This is a genomic window from Paucibacter sp. M5-1 (assembly GCF_027498415.2).
Classification (GTDB): domain Bacteria; phylum Pseudomonadota; class Gammaproteobacteria; order Burkholderiales; family Burkholderiaceae_C; genus Roseateles_E.
The window spans coordinates 5,706,810-5,726,055 of record NZ_JAPZLM020000001.1 but is presented as its reverse complement, the minus strand read 5'-3'; the positions used below and the strand labels follow the sequence as shown (position 1 = coordinate 5,726,055).

Below are 19,246 nucleotides of genomic sequence, written 5' to 3'. Positions count from 1 at the left end.
CTCAGACCCCCAGATAACGCTGCCACAGGCCGTGGTCGGCATCCAGCGCGGCCGAGTCGCCGGCCCAGACCACCTTGCCGCGCTCCAGGATGCTGTGCCGGTCGGCCAGGCGGATCAGGCGCCGCACATACTTGTCCACCACCAGAATCGTCTGCCCGGCCTCGCGCAGCCGATCCAGGCAGCGCCAGATCTCCTCGCGTATCAGCGGGGCCAGGCCCTCGGTGGCCTCGTCCAGAATCATCAGCTTGGGATTCGTCACCAGCGCCCGGCCGATGGCCAGCATCTGCTGCTCGCCGCCGGAGAGCTGGTTGCCCATATTCGAGGCCCGCTCGCGCAGCCGCGGGAACAGCTCGAACACCCGCTCGACATCCCAGGGCTGGCTCGCGCCGCTGCGGTTGCCGGCAAAGGCCTGCAGATGCTCGCGCACCGACAGGTTGGGAAAGATCTGCCGGCCCTCTGGCACGATGGCCAGGCCCAGGCGCGCGATGCGGTCGGCGCTCCAGCCGGTGACATCCTGGCCGGCAAAGCGGATGCGGCCCTGGCTCGGGGCCATCCAGCCGGTCAGGCAGCGCAGCGTCGTGCTCTTGCCCATGCCATTGCGGCCCAGCAGGGTCACGACCTCGCCGGCCCTGATCTGCAGGTCCAGGCCGAACAGCACCTGGCTGCTGCCGTAGCAGGCTTCCAGCCCGCTGATCTCGAGAATGGCTTCGCTCACAGCGCCGCCTCCATCTCATCACCCAGATAGGCCTTCTTGACCTCGGGATGCTCGCGGATCTCGGCCGGCGTGCCGCTGGCGATGACCTTGCCAAAAACCAAAGTGGAGATGCGGTCGGCCAGCCGGAACACCGCGTCCATATCATGTTCCACCAGAAGCAGGGTCAGGTCTTGCGCGCGCAAGGATTGCAGCAGCTCGACCATGCGCTCCGATTCGTCCGGCCCCATGCCCGCCATCGGCTCGTCCAGCAGCAGCAGGCGCGGCCGCGCGGCCAGGGCCAGGCCCACCTCCAGCTGGCGCTGCTCGCCATGGCCCAGGCTGCCAGCAGGTCGGTCTGCATGCCGGCCCAGGGCGATGCGCTCCAGCAGCGCAGAAGCCTCGGCATAGGCGGCTTCGTCCTTGACGGCCGCGCGCCACCAGCTCGGCTGACCCGGCCGGCGCGCCTGCACCGCCAGCGCCAGGTTGTCCAGCACCGAGAAGCGCTTGAAGATGCTGGTGATCTGGTAGGAGCGCACCAGGCCGGCGCGCACCCGGGCGGCCATGCCGACGGGCGTCAGGTCTTGCCCGGCGAAGTGGATCCGGCCGGCATCCGAGGCCATCGCCCCGGAGATCTGGTGGATCAAGGTGGTCTTGCCGGCGCCGTTCGGGCCGATCAGCGCATGGACTTCCCCGGCGTGCACCTCGAAGGAGGCATGGTCGGTGGCGGCCAGCGCGCCGAAGCGCTTGACCAGGGATTCGACTTTCAGCAGCGGCTCAGCCATGGACGGCCTTCCTTCTACGCTTGAACATCCCGACCAGGCCCTGGGGCGCGAACAGCACCACGCCCAGCAGCACCACGCCCAGCGCCATCTGCCAATGCAGGGTGTAGCCGGCGAGCACCTCCTCCAGCAGCAGGAAGGCCGCCGCGCCCAGCGCCCCGCCCCATAGCGAACCGGCACCGCCAAGGATGACCATGATCATCAGCTGGCCCGATTGCGACCAGTGCATGGTGTGCGGCGTCACCAGGCCGTTCAGATTGGCCAGCAGCGCGCCGGCCAACCCGGCGATCGCGCCGGCCAGCACGAAGGCCTGCCACTGCACCGCAAACACACGGGCGCCGACCGCGCCCATGCGGGTCTCGTTTTCCTTGATGCCCTGCAGCAGCCAGCCGAAGGGCGAGTTGACCAGGCGCTGCAGCAGGCCCATCACCGCAACAAACAGCGTCAGCACGACCCAGAAGAAGATCGCGTCGTCCTTCAGATCGACGCCCAGGGCCGAGCGCGACGGCAGCGGCAGGCCGTCTTCGCCGCCATAGGCCTTCAGCGAGATCACCAGGTAATAGAACATCTGGGCAAAGGCCAGGGTGATCATGATGAAGTAGACGCCCCGGGTGCGCAGGCTGATCGCGCCGATCAGCGCGGCGGCCAGGCCCGACACCAGCATCGCCGCCGGCCAGGCGATCCAGGCCGAAGCCACGCCGGCGTCCATCAGAATGCCCACCGTGTAGGCCCCCAGGCCGACAAAAGCCGCATGGCCGAAACTGACCATGCCGCCAAAGCCGAGGATCAGGTTCAGGCTGGACGCGGCGATCGCGAAGATCAGCAGCCGGCTGGCCACACCGATATAGAACTCCAGGCCGAATGCCGTCAGCAGCGGCGGCAGCGCCGCCAGCAGGGCCAGCAAGGGCCAGGTCCACAGACCCAGGCCGCGATGATGAAGTTGACTCTGTCTCGCCATCATTAGCCTCTCGCCGGAAACAGGCCCTGCGGCTTCCAGAACAGCACCGCCGCCATCAAGACATAGATCAGGATCGACGCCAGCGCCGGGCCCAGGTTGGCGGCCACCTCGGCCGAGGCCAGCTGGCGCAGCAGGGCCGGCAGCAAGGTGCGGCTGCAGGTATCGACCAGGCCCACCAGCAGCGCACCGACCAGGGCGCCACGGATCGAGCCGATGCCGCCGATCACGATGACGACAAAGGCCAGGATCAGGATGCTCTCGCCCATGCCCACCTGCACCGCCAGGATGGGCCCCAAGAGCGAGCCGGCCAGCGCGCACAGTGCCGCGCCGAAGCCGAACACCGCCGTGAACAACCAGCGGATATTGACCCCCATCGCGGTGGCCATCGCGCGGTTCGAGGCCCCGGCCCGCACCCACATGCCGATGCGGGTGCGCGTGACCAGCAGGTAGAGCAGCCCCGCCACTGCCAGCCCGACACCGATGATCAGCAGCCGGTAGGCCGGATACATCAGGCCGGGCAGCAACTCGACCGGGCCCGACAGCGCGGCCGGCGTGTTCAAGAGCACCGGCTGCGCACCCCAGATCATGCGCACGCCCTCGTTGCAGATCAGGATCAGCGCGAAGGTCGCCAGCACCTGGCTCAGATGATCGCGGGCATAGAGCCGGCGCAGCAGGCTCACTTCCAGCAGCATGCCGAAGGCGGCCGTGCCGAGCAGCGCCGCGCCTATGCCGAGGCCGAACGATCCGCTGGCCTCGGTGACGGCCGCCATCAGATAGGCGCCCACCATATACAGCGAACCATGGGCCAGGTTGATCATGTCCATGATGCCGAATACCAGGGTCAGCCCGGCGGCCAGCAGGAACAGCATCAGCCCGAACTGCAGGCCGTTCAAGGCCTGCTCGACAACGAGGATCCAGTCCATCAGAGCTTCATCTTGCACGAGGCCGCATAGGCGTCCGCGTGATTCGAGAAGATCTTGCCGAGTGTCTTGTTGGTCACACGGCCCTGAGTGTCCTTGGTGATCACGCGCAGGTAGTAGTCCTGCACCGGGTACTGGTTGTTGTTGTACTTGAAAGGCCCGCGCACCGAGTCGAACTTCGCGGCCTTCAGCGCCTTCAGCACCGCGTCCTTGTCCTCGACCTTGCCCTTGACGTCGCGCACCGCGGCGGCGATCGACAGCGCCGCGTCATAGCCCTGGCTGGCATACAGCGAAGGCAGGCGGCCGTAGTCCTTCAGGAAGTCGGCGACGAACTTCTTGTTGGCCGGGTTGTCCATGTCATGGGCCCAGTGCGAGCTGTTGAACATGCCAAGCATCGGCTCGCCGACCGCCTTGATCACATCCTCGTCGGCCGAGAAGCCGGGACCGAACAGGGTCACATCCTTGGACAGGCCGGCGCCGACGAACTGCTTGATGAAGTTGATGCCCATGCCGCCCGGCAGGAAGATATACATCGCATCGGGCTTGGCGGCGCGGGCCTGGGCCAGTTCGGCCGAATAGTCCAGCTGGCCGAGCTTGGTGTAGATCTCGTCGGCCACCGCTCCCTTGTAGAAACGCTTGAAGCCGGTGATCGCGTCCTTGCCGGCCGGGTAGTTGGGCGCCAGCACGACGACCTTCTTGAAGCCCTTGTCCATCACGGTCTTGCCGACCGCCTCGTGCAGATTGTCGTTCTGCCAGGCGACGTTGAAGAAGTAGGGGTTGCACTGCTCGCCGGCGTACTGCGAGGGGCCGGCATTGGCGCTGATGTAAGGCGTCTTGCTGTCGAAGACGCTGGGGCCGACCGCCAGCATGATGTTGGAGAACACGATGCCGGTCATGAAGTCGACCTTGTCGCGCTTGAGCAGGCGCTCCGAGGTCTGCTTGGCGACATCGGGGTTCTGCTGGTCGTCGGCCGTGATCACCTCGACCGGCAGACCGCCGAACTTGCCACCCGCATGCTTGACGGCCAGATTGAAGCCGTCGCGGATGTCCACACCCAGGCCGGCACCGGGGCCGGACAGCGTGGACAAGAGACCGATCTTGACCTTGTCCGCCGCCCAGGCGCTGCCGCCGGCGGCACTGAGTCCCAACATCATCGCGGCATACAGAACAGCAAGGTTTTTCTTCTTCATACCAATCTCCGTAGGGGTGGGGTGGATGGTTCAGCCTTCTTGGCGCAGACGGAATCGTTGCAGCTTGCCGGTCTCGGTGCGTGGCAGGCTGGCGCGGAACTCTATCGCACGGGGGTATTTGTAGGGGGCGATGTTCGCCTTCACATAGTCCTGCAGCTCGCGCACCAGGGTCGGGTCTTGCCCGAGCTGCTCCTGCACACCGGGACGCAGCACGACAAAGGCCTTGACGATCTGGCCGCGCTCCGCGTCGGCCACGCCGACCACGCCGCACTCGGCCACCTTGGGATGGGCCAGCAAGGCGCTCTCGACCTCGGGGCCGGCGATGTTGTAGCCGCCCGAGACGATCATGTCGTCGGTGCGGGACTGGTAGACGAAGAAGCCCTCAGCGTCGATCAGATAGGCGTCGCCGGTCAGGTTCCAGCCATTTTTCACATACTTGCCCTGGCGGGCGTCGGCCAGGTAGCGGCAGCCGGTCGGCCCCTGGACGGCCAGCTTGCCGATCTGCCCCGGGGGCAAGACCTGGCCCTCGTCGTCCATCACGCAGGCGCGGTAGCCGGGCACCGGCGTGCCGGTGGCGCCGGGCTTGGCCTGCGCCTCGGTGTGCGAGATGAAGATGTGCAGCAGCTCGGTGGCGCCGATGCCGTCGATCATCTCGATGCCGGTGGCCTCCTTCCACAGCTGGCGGGTGGCGGCCGGCAGCGCCTCGCCGGCGCTGACGCATTTGCGCAGGCTGGCGATGTCGTGCGCGCCGGCTTGGGACGCCATCACCCGGTACGAGGTCGGCGCGGTGAAGCAGACGGTGGCGCGGTACTGGGCGATGGCCGGCAGCAAGGCGTCGGGCCCGGCTTTTTCCAGCAGCACGGTCGAGGCGCCCACGCTCATCGGGAACAGCACCAGGCCACCCAGGCCGAAGGTGAAGGCCAGCGGCGGGCTGCCGATGAAGATGTCCGACGCCTCGGGCCGCAACACATGGGGCGGCCAGCAGCGGCAGATCGCCATCACGTCGCGGTGGAAATGCATCGTGCCCTTGGGCTCGCCGGTCGTGCCCGAGGTGAAGGCGATGATGCAGCAATCATCAGAAGCGGTCTCGATATTGGCGAACGCGGCGGGCTTGCCGGCGGCGCGGGCCTCGAGGCCGTCCGGGGCCTCGCTGAAGTAATAAGCGACCGATTTCAGCGTCGGGCATTGCGCCTGCGCCAGCCTCAGCTCCTCGGCCAGGCGTGCATCGCACAGCGCATGGCTGACCTGGGCTTTCTGCACCACCTGGCACAGCTCCTTGGCGCGCAGCAGCGGCATCGTCGCCACCGCGATGGCGCCGACCTTCATGATCGCGAACCAGCAGGCCGCCATCTGCGGCGTGTTCGCGCCGCGCAGCAGCACCCGGTTGCCGGGCACCACGCCCAGGTCCTCGACCAGCACGCGGGCGATGCGGTTGGCCTGGGCCTGCAATTGCGCATAGGTCCAGTGCACGACGACGCCCTGCATGCACAAACGCTCGCCCTGCCCCTGCTCGACCCAGCGGTCCAGCAACTCCTGCGCGCAGTTCAGCCGCTCGGGGAACTGCAGCTCGGGCAGATCGAAGACCAGCTCCGGCCACTGGTCCTTGGGCGGGAGGTTGTCGCGTGCAAAGGTATCCAGGTGGGCGGTGTAGCTCATGTCGTCTTCTCTTCAACCGTTCTTCAGTAGGTCTCGACCGATGATCAACTGCTGGACTTCGCTGGCCCCCTCGTAGATCCGCAGCGCGCGGATCTCGCGGTACAGCGACTCGACGATCTCGCCGCGCCGCACGCCGCGCCCACCGTGCAGCTGCACGGCGGCGTCGATCACCTGCTGCGCGCCCTCGGTGGCCATCAGCTTGGCCATGGCCGCTTCGCGGGTGATGTTGTGGCCTTGATCGCGCTGCCAGGCGGCGCGGTAGACCAGGAGGGCCGCGCTGTCCACCGTGCAGGCCATCTCGGCCAGCTTGGCCTGCGTCAAGGGCAGATCAGCAAGAGTCGCGCCAAACATCGGCCGCTCGTGCGCCTGGCGCAAACCTTCCTGCAGCGCGCGCCGTGCAAAGCCCAGTGCGGCAGCGGCGACCGAGGTGCGGAACACATCCAGGGTGCGCATCGCCACCTTGAAGCCCTCGCCCGGCGCGCCGATCATCTGGCTCTTGGCCACGCGGCAGTTCGTGAACTTCAGCCGCGCCAGCGGGTGCGGGGCGATCACGTCGATGCGCTCGGCGATCTCGAAGCCCGGCAGTCCCGCATCGACGATGAAGGCGCTGATGCCACGCGATCCCGGAGCTTCCCCAGTGCGCGCGAACAGCACATAGAAATCCGCGATGCCCCCGTTGGAGATCCAGGTCTTCTCGCCGTTCAACAGATAGCCGTCGCCGTCCTCGGTGGCGCTGCACTGCATCGCCGCGACATCGGAGCCGGCCTCGGGCTCGGACAGCGCAAACGCCGCCAGCGCCTCGCCGCGCGCCACGCGCGGCAAGTAGCGTTCGCGCTGCGCCGGCGTGCCCATCAGCGAGATCGCGCCCGAGCCCAGGCCCTGCATCGCGAAGGCGAAATCGGCCAGGCCGTTATACCGCGCCAAGGTCTCGCGCAGCAGACAGATCGCCCGGGTGTCGATGGCCTCGCCCTCGCCAGCCACCGCGTGGTTCAGCCAGCCGGCCGCGCCCAGGGCCTTGACCAGTTGCTTGCACTGGGCGTCGACATCGTCTTCACCGTGTGCATGATCCAGGTGCGTGGCGCACCAGGCATCCAGCTCGCGTGCCAGCACACGGTGCTTGTCGTCAAAGAAGGGCCAGGCCAGGTGTTTCAGATGCATCTCAGTTGCCCTCGAAGACGGGTCGCTGCTTGGCGACAAAGGCGTGATACGCGCGATGGAAGTCCTGGGTCATCATGCAGATCGCCTGGGCCTGCGCTTCCGACTCGATCGCCTCGTCGACGCCCATGGCCCATTCCTGGTGCAGCATCTTCTTGGTCATCGCATGGCCGAAGCCCGGCCCTTCGGCGATCTGCGCGGCCCAGGCCAGCGCAGTGGCTTCCAGCGCCTCGGGCTCGGCCAGCCGGTTCATGAAGCCCCAGCTCAGGCCCTCCTCGCCGCCGAGGCTGCGGCCCGAATACAGCAGGTCCGAGGCGCGGCCCTGGCCGACGATGCGCGGCAGGATGGAGCAGGCGCCCATATCGCAGCCGGCCAGGCCGACGCGGGTGAACAGAAAGGCGGTCTTGCTGCGCGCGGTGCCGACGCGCAGGTCCGAGGCCATCGCGATGATGGCGCCGGCGCCGGCGCAGACCCCGTCGATGGCCGAGATCACCGGCTGCGGGCAAGCCCGCATCGCCTTGACCAGATCGCCGGTCATGCGGGTGAAGGCCAGCAGATCCGGCATGCTCATCTTTGTGAGCGGGCCGATGATCTCGTGCACATCGCCGCCGGAGCAGAAATTGCCACCGGCGCCCTGCACGACGATGACGCCGACCTCGTCCACATAGCTCAGCGTGCGGAACAAATCGCGCAGCTCGGCATAGGACTCGAAGGTCAGCGGGTTCTTGCGCTCGGGCCGGTTCAGCGTGATCACGCCGACCGCGCCCTCCTGGCGCCAGCCGAAGTGCTGCGGCGCCAAACCCGCCAGGCTGCGGCGATTGCCGGCGATCAGATGTTGGTCCATATGACTTCTTTCTTTCTACTTCCTCGTTGTCTCGGCCAGATGGGTCTTCAGCCCCGCCAGCAGTGCATAGACCTGGGCCTTCTCCTCGGCGCTCCAGCCGCTGAGCAGCTCGACAATCCAGCCCTCGTGCGTCGCGGCCATGCGCTTGAACTGGCGCTTGCCGGCCGGCGTCAGCTTGACGGTGAAGCTGCGGCGGTCGGTCGCGTGCGGCTCGCGCTGCACCAGCCCTTCGGCCTCCAATTGATCGGTGATGCCGGTGACATTGCCGCCGGTGACCATCAGGCGCTGCGACAGCTCGCGCATCGCCAGGCCTTGCGGATGCCGCTCCAGCTGGGCCAGCAGATCGAAGCGCGGCAAGGTGGTCGCGAAATCATGGCGCAGGCGCTGGCGGATCTGGTCCTCGATGCGCGTCGTGCAGGCCAGCAGGCGCAGCCACAGCTTCAGCGCCTGGTGGTCCTGGTCATTGACGCGGGACTCGATGTCGGGACTCTCATCCAGCATCACATCACCTCCCCGCCGCAGACCGCGATCGCCTGCCCGGTGATCGCAGCACTGTCGCGCCGCGCCAGCCACAGCACGCTGGCGGCCACTTCCTCGGGCTGCACCAGCCGGCCCTGCGGGTTGGCGGCGGCCAACTCGGCGCGCGCCGCCTCGGCGCTGCGACCCGTCTTCTCGCTGATGGTCGCCACCGCCTGCGCAACGATGTCGGTTTCGGTATAGCCTGGGCAGACCGCGTTGACCGTCACGCCCTTGCGAGCCAGCTCCAACGCCATCGCCCGTGTCAGCCCGAGCACGCCATGCTTGGCCGCGCAATAGGCCGCCACATAGGCATAACCCTTCAGCGCGGCGGTGCTGGCCACATTGATGATGCGGCCGAAGCCGCGCTCGCTCATGCCCGCCATCACCTCGCGCGAGCACAGAAAAGTGCCGGTCAGATTGACATTGAGCAACTGCTGCCACAACGCCAGGCTGGTGCGATGCAGCGGCGCGGTTTCGACCTGGCCGGCGTTGTTGACCAGGATGTCGACCGGCCCTACCGCGGCAAAGGCCGCTTTCACGCTGGCCTCATCGCCGATGTCGACGGTCTGCACCGCAACATCGCCGCCGAGCCGCGCCTGCTGCGCCTGCAGCTTCTCGATGCTGCGGCCCATCAGCGTCACGCGCGCGCCGCCCGCCAGCAGGCGAGCCGCCACCGCCGCGCCGATCCCGCTGCCGCCGCCGGTCACCACCGCATGCAGTCCTTGAAGTTCAGTCACGTCAAACCCCCAAGGCCTTGTTGGCCTGCTCCAGCGCCGACATGCCCGCGCCGGCCTGGGCCCGCTGCCGCTCGAACTCGCGCTCCAGCTGCACCTTGCCGGCCTGGTATTGCGGCGGCCAGTCCACGCCCTGCCCGCCCAGGTAGCCGATGCGCGCGGCCTCGGTCAGCGTCCAGGCCGGGTTGGCCAGATGCGGGCGGGCGATCGCGCACAGATCGGCACGGCCGGCCGCGATGATGCTGTTGACATGATCGGCCTCGGAGATCGCGCCGACCGCGATCGTCGCGATGCCGACGCGGTTGCGGATGCTCTCGGAGAACGGCGTCTGCCACATGCGGCCATAGGTTGGCTTTTCCTTTTTGCTGACCTGGCCCGAAGAGACGTCAATCAGGTCGGCGCCGGCCGCCTTGAAGGCCGCAGCGATCTGCACCGCGTCTTCGGGCGTGATGCCGCCCTCGACCCAGTCATGCGCCGAGATCCGTACCGACATCGGCCTGTCTTGCGGCCAGATCGCGCGCATCGCGGCAAACACTTCGAGCGGATAGCGCAGCCGGTTCTCCAACGCACCGCCGTACTCGTCGCTACGCTGGTTGGTCAGCGGCGAGATGAAGCTGGACAGCAGATAGCCGTGGGCGCAATGCAGCTCCAGCCAGTCAAAGCCGGCCGCCAGCGCGCGCTTCGTAGCCGCGACAAAGTCGTCCCGCACACGGTCCATATCGTCCCGCATCATCGCCCGCGAGACCTGGCTGACCCCGTCCAGATACTGCTGCGGCGAGGCCGAGATCAGCGGCCAGTTGCCGCTCTGCAGCGGCTGGTCGATGCCCTCCCAAGCGACCCGGGTCGAGCCCTTGGCGCCGGCATGGCCGATCTGGATCGCGATCTTGGCCGTGCTGTGGGCATGGACGAAATCGACGATGCGCTGCCACGCGGCGCCCTGCTCGTCGGTGTAGAGGCCCGGGCAGCCCGGCGTGATGCGCCCATCGGCCGAGGGGCAGGTCATTTCGGCGAACACCAGGCCGGCACCACCCATGGCGCGGGCGCCCAGATGCGTCAGATGGTAGTCGCCGGGCATTCCGTCGACGCAGGAGTACTGCGCCATCGGCGAGACGACGACACGGTTCTTCAAGCTCAGGCCCTTCAGCGTGAAGGGCGTGAACATCGGCGGCACGGCCTTGCTGATGCCGCTGCGCTGGCCCAGCCAGTGCTCGAAGCGCTCCACATAGCCGGCATCGCGCAGCCGCAGGTTCTCGTGCGAGATGCGCTGCGAGCGGGTCAGCAGCGAGTAGGCGAATTGTTCGGGCTCCAGATTCGCGTGGCGGGCCACGTTCTCGAACCACTCGGTCGAGTTGCGCGCGGCGTTCTGGATGCGCAAGACCTCGATGCTGCGGGTCGCCTCATAGTGCTGCAGCGCCGCTGTCAGGTCGCCGCCATGGGCGCCGATATCCCGTGCCAGGCCGATCGCATCCTCCAGCGCCAGCTTGGTGCCGGAGCCGATCGAGAAGTGCGCGGTGTGGGCTGCATCACCCATCAAAACCACCGGCGCGCGGCCGTTGTGATGCACCCAGCGCTTGCAGACCACGCGTGGGAAGCGTATCCACTGCGCCGAGCCGCGCAGATGCGAGGCGTTGGAGATCAGCTTGTGGCCGTCCAGCACCTTGGCGAACAGTTTTTCACAGAAGGCAATGCCCTCCTCCTTGCTCATCGCTTCCAGGCCGGCGGCCTGCCAGACCGACTCGGGCGCCTCGACGATGAAGGTCGAGTGCGTCTCGTCGAAGCGGTAGGCATGGGCCTGAAACCAGCCCCATTCGGTCTGCTGGAAGTCGAAGGTGAAGGCGTCGAACAGCTTGGTCGTGCCCAGCCAGACAAAGCGGCACTGGCGCAGATCGATATCGGGCTGGTAGGTGGCGGCGTATTTTGTGCGCAGCCGGCTGTTCAGACCGTCGGCCGCGATGATCAGGTCGGCGTCGATGTCGGCATCGTCCTGCACATCGCTCTGGTAACGGATCTCCACGCCCAGCTCGGTGCAACGCTCCTGCAGGATGTTCAGCAATTTCATACGGCCGATACCGCAGAAGCCATGGCCGCCGGAGATCTGGGTGCTGCCCTTGATGTGGACGGCGATATCGTCCCAGTGGTTGAAGGCGTCGAGGATCTGCCCGGCCGTCTTGGGGTCGGCCTCGCGCAGCGCCGCCAGGGTCTGGTCGGAGAAAACGACACCCCAGCCGAAGGTGTCGCCGGCGCGGTTGCGCTCCAGCACGGTGACCTCGTTGGCCGGGTCCTGCTGCTTCATCAGCAGCGCGAAATACAGACCGGCGGGACCGCCGCCTATGCAGGTGATGCGCATTCCTGGATCTCCAGAGTTGAGCCAACTTTAGGCATCGATAGTTTAGGTGTCAATTACTTTCAGCCTGTGCCAAACTCGGGACTTACCCGCGATGCCAGGCGGTGAAACATGCACCGAACGCCGCTTTCAAGTCCTGTTGGAATTAACCGACACCACGGCCCGCTGTGCCTTGTTAAGGTGCCGCCGCTGTTGAAAAGGAGTCCTCCATGAAACGACGCCTCTGGGATATCTCCCCCGTCGTGGCGAGCGATTCGCCCCTGTTCCCGGGCGACGAGCCCTATGCGCTGCGCTGGACCGCGCGGCTGTCGCCCCAATGTCCGGTCAATCTGAGCGCGATCACGATGTCGCCCCATGTCGGCGCGCATGCCGATGCGCCGCTGCACTATGCCGACGGTGTGGCCAGCGCGGCCGAGGTCGATCTGGACGCCTATCTAGGCCCCTGCCGCGTGATCCATGCGATCGGCTGCGGGCCGCTGATACGCATCGCCCATCTGCAACACGCGACGGCGGACCTGCCACAGCGCGTGCTGGTGCGCTGCTGCGAGAGGGCCGACACCGTCTGGAACCCGGACTTCACCGCCTATGCGCCCGAGACCGTCGAATGGCTGGCCGCCCAGGGCGTGCGCCTGATCGGCCTGGACACGCCCTCGGTCGATCCGGCCAGCAGCAAGAGCCTGGACAGCCACCAGCAGCTCTTGCGCCTGGACCTGCGCGTGCTGGAGAACCTGGTGCTCGACGAGGTCGCCGAGGGCGACTATGAATTGATCGCGCTGCCGCTGAAGCTGGCTGGCGCCTGTGCATCCCCCGTGCGCGCCGTCTTGCGCGCGCTTTGATGGAGTGAAAACGATGAAGACAAGAGATGAAGCGCTGGCCCGCGATGCCAGCGATCCGCTGCGCGGCTTGAAGGCGCAGTTCGATCTGCCTGCGGGCGTGATCTATCTGGACGGCAATTCGCTGGGCGTGCTGCCCAAAGCCACCGCCGCCCGCGTGCAGGACGTGATCGCCCGCGAATGGGGCCAGGACCTGATCAAGAGCTGGAACACGGCCGACTGGATGCACCTGCCCGAGCGGGTCGGCGACAAGATCGCCCGCCTGGTGGGCGCGGCGCCGGGCGAGCTGATCGTTGCGGACTCGACCTCGCTGAACCTCTACAAGGTGCTGGCCGCCGCGATCCGCATCGCGCAGGCCGATGCCCCGCAGCGCAAGCTGATCGTCTCCGAGCGCAGCAACTTCCCGACCGATCTCTATATCGCCGAAAGCCTGTGCGCCCAGCACGGCATGACACTGAAGCTGGTGGACAGCGTGGACGAGATTCCGAGTACCTTGAACGCCGATCTCGCCGTGCTGATGCTCACCGAGGTCAACTACCGCACCGGCTACCGGCACGACATGGCAGCGCTGACCGCCGCCGCGCAGGCCGCCGGCGCGCTGACCGTCTGGGACCTGGCCCATTCGGCCGGCGCGGTGCCGGTGGATCTGAACGGTGCCAAGGCCGACTTCGCCATTGGCTGCGGCTACAAATACCTGAACGGCGGCCCCGGCGCCCCGGCTTTTGTCTGGGTGCATCCGCGCCACACCGACCGCTTCTGGCAGCCCTTGTCCGGCTGGATGGGCCATGCCGCGCCCTTCCAGTTCACCCCTGGCTACCAGCCCGCGCCCGGCGTGCGCCGCTATGTCTGCGGCACGCCCTCGGTGATCGCGAGCTCGGCGCTGGAATGCGGCGTCGACACCGTGCTGGCGGCCGAGCCGCTGGGCGGCATGGCGGCGCTGCGCGAGAAGTCGCTGGCGCTGACCGAGGCCTTCGCGGCATTGGCCGAGGAGCGTTGCAGCGAACTGGGCGTTTATGTGGTGTCGCCGCGCGAGGCCGCGCGGCGCGGCAGCCAGGTCTGCCTGGCCCTGCACACACCGCTGGAGCAGGCCGGCTATGCCGTGGTCCAGGCCCTGATCGCGCGCGGCGTGATCGGCGATTTCCGCGCCGGCGATCCGGCCCGGCTGGACCAGGTGCCGCACATCCTGCGCTTCGGCTTCACGCCGCTGTACATCGGCTTCGCCGAGGTCTGGGACGCCATCGAGCATCTGCGCCAGGTGCTGGCCAGCGGCGAATGGCAAGAAGCACGTTTCAATGAGAAATCGGCGGTCACATGAGTTGCCCTCTGCATCACACCGAAAACGTCGTCAAGGACGCCGCTGACGCCGGGCCGCCCCAAGGCAGCGGCTGCCCCCTCGGGGGGCAGGAGCGTAGCGACGTGGGGGCCTCTTTTCACGGCGCCCAGCTCGACTTCTCCAAGGACATGAGCTACGGCGACTATCTGCACCTGGACCAGGTGCTGAGCGCCCAGCACCCGCTCTCGCCCGACCACAACGAGATGCTCTTCATCGTCCAGCACCAGACCTCGGAGCTGTGGATGAAGCTGATGCTGCACGAGCTGCATGGCGCGGTGCGCCATGTCGCGGCCGACCAGCTGCCCGAGGCCTTCAAGATGCTGGCCCGGGTCTCGCGCATCATGGAACAGCTGGTCCATGCCTGGGATGTCTTGGGCACGATGACGCCGCCCGAGTACAGCGCGATCCGGCCCTATCTGTCCAATAGCAGCGGCTTCCAGAGCGCGCAATACCGCCAGATCGAGTTCATGCTGGGCAACAAGAACGCGGCCATGCTCAAGCCCCATGCGCACCGGCCCGATCTGCTGGCCGCGGTGCAGCAGGCCTACGAGACCCCTTCGCTGTACGACGAGGTCCTGCGCCTGATGGCCCGGCGCGGCATCGCCCTGCCCGCCAGCCACACCGCGCGCGACTGGACCCTGCCCTATGCGGCCGACGAAGGCGTGCAGGCCGCCTGGCTGCAGGTCTACCGCGACCCCAAGGCTTACTGGGATCTGTACCAGATGGGCGAGGAGCTGGTCGATCTGGAGGACGCCTTCCGGCTCTGGCGCTTCCGCCATGTGACGACGGTGGAGCGGGTGATCGGCTTCAAGCGCGGCACCGGCGGCACCGGTGGCGTCAGCTATCTGCGCAAGATGCTGGACGTGGTGCTGTTCCCCGAACTCTGGACCCTGCGCACCGAGCTCTAGAATCGCGGCTCAGCCCACAACGGCGCTCACGAGGCGCCATGCCGGAGACATCATGGACACCCGCAGCTCCCCCATCACCCTGCGCATCGAGCGCGTGCGCGACGCCCTGCGTGCCAGCGGCACCCATGCCGCCCTCGTGCCCTCGGCCGATCCCCATCTGTCCGAGTACCTGCCCGAACGCTGGCAGGGCCGGCAATGGCTGTCGGGCTTCAGCGGCTCGATGGGCACCCTGGTCGTGACGCTGGAGCGCGCCGCGGTGTTCGCCGACAGCCGCTACTGGTCGCAGGCCGAGCGCGAGCTGGCCGGCACCGGGGTCGAACTGGTCAAGATACCGACCGGTGCGGCCACCCATTACATCGAGTGGATTGCCGAGCAGCTGCAAGCCGGCCAGGCCCTGGCGGTGGACGGCCAGGTGCTGGGCCTGGCGCTGGCCCAGCAGCTGCGCGCCGCGATGCTGCGCGCCGGCATCAAGCTGCGCACCGACGTCGATGTGGTCGAGGCCGCCTGGGAGGGTCGCGCCGGCCTGCCCGCTGCGGCCATCTATGAACACCTGCCGCCGCACGCGGCCGTCAGCCGTGCCGACAAGCTGGCCCAGGTGCGCGCCGGGATGCTGGCCAAGGGCGCCAGCCACCACTTCATCTCCACGGTCGACGATGTCGCCTGGCTGCTGAACCTGCGCGGCGCCGATGTCGACTACAACCCGGTCTTCCTGGCCCATCTGCTGCTCGATGCCCACAGCGCCACGCTGTTCGTTGGCGCCGGCAAGCTGCCGGCCGAGCTGCAGGCCCGGCTGGCGGCCGATGGCGTGCGCGTGGCCGACTATGCCCAGGCGCCGCAGGCCCTGGCCGCCCTGCCCGCCGAGGCCGTGCTGCTGCTGGACCCCAAGCGAGTGACGCTGGGCCTGCGCGAGGCGGCCCCGGACCAGGTGCGCGTGGTCGAGGCCATCAACCCCAGCACCCTGGCCAAGAGCCGCAAGACCGCCGCCGAGGCCGGCTTCGTGCGCGAGGCCATGGCACAGGACGGCGCCGCGATGTGCGAGTTCTACGCCTGGTTCGAGGCGGCGCAGGCGCGCGGCGAGCGCATCACCGAGATCACCATCGACGAGAAGCTGACGGCCGAGCGGGTCAAGCGTCCCGGCTTCGTGGGCCTGAGCTTCCCGACCATCGCCGGCTTCAACAGCAATGGCGCGATGCCGCACTACCGTGCCACGCCCGAATCCCATGCCGAGATCCGGGGCGACGGCCTGCTGCTGATCGACTCCGGCGCCCAGTACCTGGGCGGCACGACCGACATCACCCGGGTCTGGCCGATCGGCCAGGTCAACGCCGCGCAGAAGCGCGACTACACGCTAGTGCTCAAGGGCATGATCAACCTCAGCCGCGCGGTGTTCCCGCGCGGCACGCTGAGCCCGATGCTGGATGCGCTGGCCCGCGTGCCGATGTGGGAGCAGGGCCTGGACTTCGGCCATGGCACCGGCCATGGCGTCGGCTACTTCATGAACGTCCATGAAGGCCCGCAAAGCATCTCCAAGGCCGTGCCCGATGCGAACATGGCGATGGAACCCGGCATGATCACCTCCAACGAGCCCGGCGTGTACCGTCCCGGCCAATGGGGCGTGCGCATCGAGAACCTGATCCTGAACGTCCCTCACGACACGCCCGAGCAGGGCCAGTTCGGCGAGATGTTGCGCTTCGAGACACTGACGCTGTGCCCGATCGACACGCGCTGCATCGACCTGAGCCTGATGCGCAGCGATGAGATCGACTGGCTCAACCGCTATCACGCCGAAGTCCGCCAGCGCCTGAGCCCGCTACTCGGTGCGCAGGCGCTGGCCTGGCTGCAGCAGCGCACCCAGGCGATCTGAGGACCGCCGACACCACCAGCAAGGGGCCTCACGGCCCCTTCTTCGTTTCAGCCGCCTACAGCGGTAGCAATTGCTGACAGCCACAGTCCTACAGGCACAAGCGCCACCTTCCGATTCTTCTGCCCCGGTCAGAAGCCTAGATTTGAGTCAGGCCCCACGGCCTTCTGTTGACGAAGCCCTCAGAACCTCAATCAAGGAGTAATGACATGAAAGTCTCGAAAACCCTGACGACGATTTCTGCTGCAGCGGCCCTGGTCGGTGCCATCGGCCTGGCCTATGCGCAGACCTCCGAACAGACCCCGTCCACCACCAACAGCCAGACCCCGTCGACGCTGCCGGCCGATCAGCCAACGCAAGGAACCGGCATGACGCAGCCGGCTGCGGGCACCCAGCAACCGTCGATGCAAACCCCGCCGGTCGACAACAGCACGCCGGCGCCGATGAGCACCAGCCCGGCGGACAGCAACAGCAACAGCAACAGCAACAGCAACAGCAATGACAACGCGACGCTGACCGAGCGTGCCCCGCGCGCCGACCGCAACTGAGCCCTGTCTTCATGAGTTTCGGCCGGCCGCTCTAAGCAGCGTCGGTTGAACAAGGTCCCCAAGCCTCCCGGATCCGATTCCGCTGCGCTTCGGGACCTTGTTTTCTTCGCGACCCACGCTCTGCCCCTCTGCGCACCGTGTACAAACCTTACCGCCCTCCCCCTCGCTTCGAGTTGCCGCCGCGTGCCGAATTGCTGGGTAGCCTGCGACAGGGCCTGCTGCTGGGCACCGCCGTCCTGGCCTTGATACTGCCACCGGACGGCTCGGGGCTGCGCAAGAGCAATGCCTTTGTCGGCACGCCGCTCGCCCGGCCGACGCAGGCTGCCACCGGCGCGCCACGCCAGGCCGACTTCAGGGCTCAGCCGGCCTCCGAGCCCGCCCGCCGAGTCGCCAACTGGGCCGTCGCCTCGGGTGACCACGGCACGATGCCCTTCGTCATCCTGGACAAGCTGGAGGCCCGCGTCTTCGTGTTCGACGCCCAGGGCCGTCTGCTCGGCGCCAGTCCGGTGCTGCTCGGCGCGGCGGTCGGTGACGACAGCGTGGCCGGCATCGGCAAGCGCCCGATTGCCGAGGTCCGGCCCGAGGAACGCACCACCCCGGCCGGGCGCTTCATCGCCGAACCGGGTCGCAATACGATGGGCGAGGATGTGATCTGGGTGGACTATGACGCGGCGGTGTCCATGCACCGGGTGCGCGCGCTCGAGCCCAGCGAGCGCCGGCTGGAGCGGCTGGCCTCGCCGAGCCCGGCCGACAACCGCATCTCCTACGGCTGCATCAATGTGCCGCAGCGCTTTTACGAGGCCGTGCTGCGCAAGACCTTCCGCAGCCAGCGCGGCGTTGTCTATGTGCTGCCCGAGCTCAAGGCGCTGGACGCCGTGTTCGACCAGCTTCCCAGCCAGCGCGCCCCTGTCACGACGGCCCAGCTGAGCCGGAGATAAGCGGCCTTGGCCTGCTTGATCCCGTCTTGATCAGCCCGCCGCCTGCATACCATTGCCGCTATCGATACCGGGCCGAGCCCGGTTTGCGGCAACGCAGCAGACGACGGGGGCGGAAATGGGGTTCAGAGCCTGGATGGGCGTTTTTTGCATCGCTGTGCTCGCTGGCGCCTGCCATGCCGGCGCTGACTTTTCCGGCGAGCCCGCCTCGCCGGCGGCCCGCAGCCAGGCCGACTGGGTGCTGAGCCAGCACGACCACCAGGGCCGCCCTTTCGCGATCGTCGACAAGCGAGACGCCCGGCTGTATGTCTTCGCCGGCAGCGGCCGATTGCTGGGCGCCGCAGCGGCGCTGCTGGGTTCGGCGCCGGGTGACCATGCGGTGCCCGGCGTGGGCCAGCGCGCGCCGTCCGAAATCCTCCCCTTCGAGCGCACCACGCCGGCGGGCCGTTTTGCGTCCGAGCCCGGCCGCAATCTGCAGGGCGAAGCGGTGGTCTGGTTTGACTACGCGGCCGGTCTGGCCATCCATCGCCTGCGCCCGGCTGCGGCCAGCGAGCGTCGCCCGCAGCGGCTGCGCTCGGACACGCCCGAGGACAACCGGATCTCGCTGGGCTGCGTGGTGGTCGCGGTGGACTTCTACGAGACCGTGGTCGGCCCGGTGCTGGGCCGGCAGCGCGGCATCGTCTATGTGCTGCCCGAGAACCGGGCGTCGCTGCTTGCCGGCGGCGCGCTGGAAGCGACGGCCCCGGCCCACTAGACTTGGAACGAGGGCGGATCGATCACGCCCCAGCAGGAGACCATCATGGACAGCAAGCACTGGCTCGGCAGCCTTCAGTCCCTCCGCCAGCATGGCTCGATGCGCTTCTTGCACCGTTTCTCCGACAGCGCCTTGCACACGGTGCTGATGCTGGCCGTGCTGCTGCTGACGGTGCTGGCCCTGTTCCAGGCCGCCAGCCTCGGCGTCGCGGTCTGGCAGCTCGAACCGGTTGTCGTGCAGGGCCAGTCGCAGGTCCAGCCACCCGTCAAGCGCTGAGCAGG

At 67.6% G+C, this 19,246-nt stretch carries 19 protein-coding genes; 8 read left to right on the top strand and 11 right to left on the bottom strand.

All coding sequences use genetic code 11. The annotated features are described in order from the left end of the window. Position 1: 1 nt before the first annotated feature. From O5M90_RS27080 to O5M90_RS27030, 11 genes are all read right to left on the bottom strand, one after another. Positions 2-715 (bottom strand): ABC transporter ATP-binding protein, encoded by a 714-nt coding sequence (locus O5M90_RS27080; protein ID WP_440402480.1) that lies wholly within the window; start codon positions 713-715, stop codon positions 2-4. Then, entirely contained in the window at positions 712-1,476 is a 765-nt protein-coding gene (locus O5M90_RS27075) for an ABC transporter ATP-binding protein (protein ID WP_269840863.1), read from the bottom strand. Before O5M90_RS27075 ends, O5M90_RS27080 begins: the two co-directional genes overlap by 4 nt. Continuing rightward, the gene (locus O5M90_RS27070; RefSeq protein WP_269840864.1) at positions 1,469-2,431 is read right to left on the bottom strand and encodes a branched-chain amino acid ABC transporter permease; all 963 of its coding nucleotides are present in this window, start codon (positions 2,429-2,431) and stop codon (positions 1,469-1,471) included. Before O5M90_RS27070 ends, O5M90_RS27075 begins: the two co-directional genes overlap by 8 nt. A gap of 2 nt (positions 2,432-2,433) precedes the next feature. Further along, positions 2,434-3,354, bottom strand: a complete 921-nt coding sequence (locus O5M90_RS27065; RefSeq protein WP_137942282.1) for a branched-chain amino acid ABC transporter permease — start codon at positions 3,352-3,354, stop codon at positions 2,434-2,436. Further along, positions 3,354-4,505 (bottom strand): ABC transporter substrate-binding protein, encoded by a 1,152-nt coding sequence (locus O5M90_RS27060; protein ID WP_269841096.1) that lies wholly within the window; start codon positions 4,503-4,505, stop codon positions 3,354-3,356. Before O5M90_RS27060 ends, O5M90_RS27065 begins: the two co-directional genes overlap by 1 nt. Positions 4,506-4,571: 66 nt before the next feature. After that, positions 4,572-6,197 carry an AMP-binding protein gene (locus tag O5M90_RS27055; RefSeq protein ID WP_269840865.1) on the bottom strand — a complete coding sequence of 542 codons (1,626 nt, stop codon included), beginning with the start codon at positions 6,195-6,197 and terminating at the stop codon, positions 4,572-4,574. Positions 6,198-6,209: 12 nt separating this feature from the next. Next, positions 6,210-7,355: an acyl-CoA dehydrogenase family protein gene (locus O5M90_RS27050; protein ID WP_269840866.1), complete on the bottom strand. Its 1,146-nt coding sequence runs from the start codon at positions 7,353-7,355 to the stop codon at positions 6,210-6,212. Between the two features lies 1 nt (position 7,356). Continuing rightward, a complete protein-coding gene (locus tag O5M90_RS27045) occupies positions 7,357-8,196 on the bottom strand; it encodes an enoyl-CoA hydratase family protein (protein WP_269840867.1) in 840 nt (279 codons plus the stop codon). A gap of 15 nt (positions 8,197-8,211) precedes the next feature. Then, positions 8,212-8,697, bottom strand: a complete 486-nt coding sequence (locus tag O5M90_RS27040) for a MarR family winged helix-turn-helix transcriptional regulator (protein ID WP_269840868.1) — start codon at positions 8,695-8,697, stop codon at positions 8,212-8,214. Continuing rightward, positions 8,697-9,452, bottom strand: a complete 756-nt coding sequence (locus O5M90_RS27035) for an SDR family NAD(P)-dependent oxidoreductase (RefSeq protein WP_269840869.1) — start codon at positions 9,450-9,452, stop codon at positions 8,697-8,699. The genes O5M90_RS27040 and O5M90_RS27035 overlap by 1 nt, the downstream gene beginning before the upstream one ends. A gap of 1 nt (position 9,453) precedes the next feature. Further along, positions 9,454-11,796, bottom strand: a complete 2,343-nt coding sequence (locus O5M90_RS27030) for a bifunctional salicylyl-CoA 5-hydroxylase/oxidoreductase (protein WP_269840870.1) — start codon at positions 11,794-11,796, stop codon at positions 9,454-9,456. 206 nt (positions 11,797-12,002) lie between these two features. On the opposite strand from O5M90_RS27030, the gene kynB reads away from it, so the two are divergent. The 8 genes from kynB to O5M90_RS26990 all read left to right on the top strand — a co-directional run bounded on the left by kynB (position 12,003) and on the right by O5M90_RS26990 (position 19,241). Then, the gene (gene kynB / locus O5M90_RS27025) at positions 12,003-12,629 is read left to right on the top strand and encodes an arylformamidase (protein ID WP_269840871.1); all 627 of its coding nucleotides are present in this window, start codon (positions 12,003-12,005) and stop codon (positions 12,627-12,629) included. Between the two features lie 13 nt (positions 12,630-12,642). Beyond that, positions 12,643-13,941: a kynureninase gene (kynU, locus tag O5M90_RS27020; protein WP_269840872.1), complete on the top strand. Its 1,299-nt coding sequence runs from the start codon at positions 12,643-12,645 to the stop codon at positions 13,939-13,941. 101 nt (positions 13,942-14,042) lie between these two features. Next, entirely contained in the window at positions 14,043-14,867 is an 825-nt protein-coding gene (kynA, locus tag O5M90_RS27015; RefSeq protein ID WP_269840873.1) for a tryptophan 2,3-dioxygenase, read from the top strand. A gap of 52 nt (positions 14,868-14,919) precedes the next feature. Then, positions 14,920-16,731 carry an aminopeptidase P family protein gene (locus O5M90_RS27010; protein ID WP_269840874.1) on the top strand — a complete coding sequence of 604 codons (1,812 nt, stop codon included), beginning with the start codon at positions 14,920-14,922 and terminating at the stop codon, positions 16,729-16,731. 206 nt (positions 16,732-16,937) lie between these two features. Further along, on the top strand, positions 16,938-17,276 hold the full coding sequence (locus tag O5M90_RS27005; protein WP_269840875.1) for a hypothetical protein: 339 nt from the start codon (positions 16,938-16,940) through the stop codon (positions 17,274-17,276). 137 nt (positions 17,277-17,413) lie between these two features. Further along, positions 17,414-18,214, top strand: a complete 801-nt coding sequence (locus O5M90_RS27000) for a hypothetical protein (RefSeq protein WP_269840876.1) — start codon at positions 17,414-17,416, stop codon at positions 18,212-18,214. 133 nt (positions 18,215-18,347) lie between these two features. Further along, the gene (locus O5M90_RS26995) at positions 18,348-18,965 is read left to right on the top strand and encodes a L,D-transpeptidase (RefSeq protein WP_440402479.1); all 618 of its coding nucleotides are present in this window, start codon (positions 18,348-18,350) and stop codon (positions 18,963-18,965) included. Positions 18,966-19,010: 45 nt separating this feature from the next. Beyond that, the gene (locus tag O5M90_RS26990) at positions 19,011-19,241 is read left to right on the top strand and encodes a hypothetical protein (RefSeq protein ID WP_137942268.1); all 231 of its coding nucleotides are present in this window, start codon (positions 19,011-19,013) and stop codon (positions 19,239-19,241) included. Positions 19,242-19,246 lie beyond the last annotated feature (5 nt).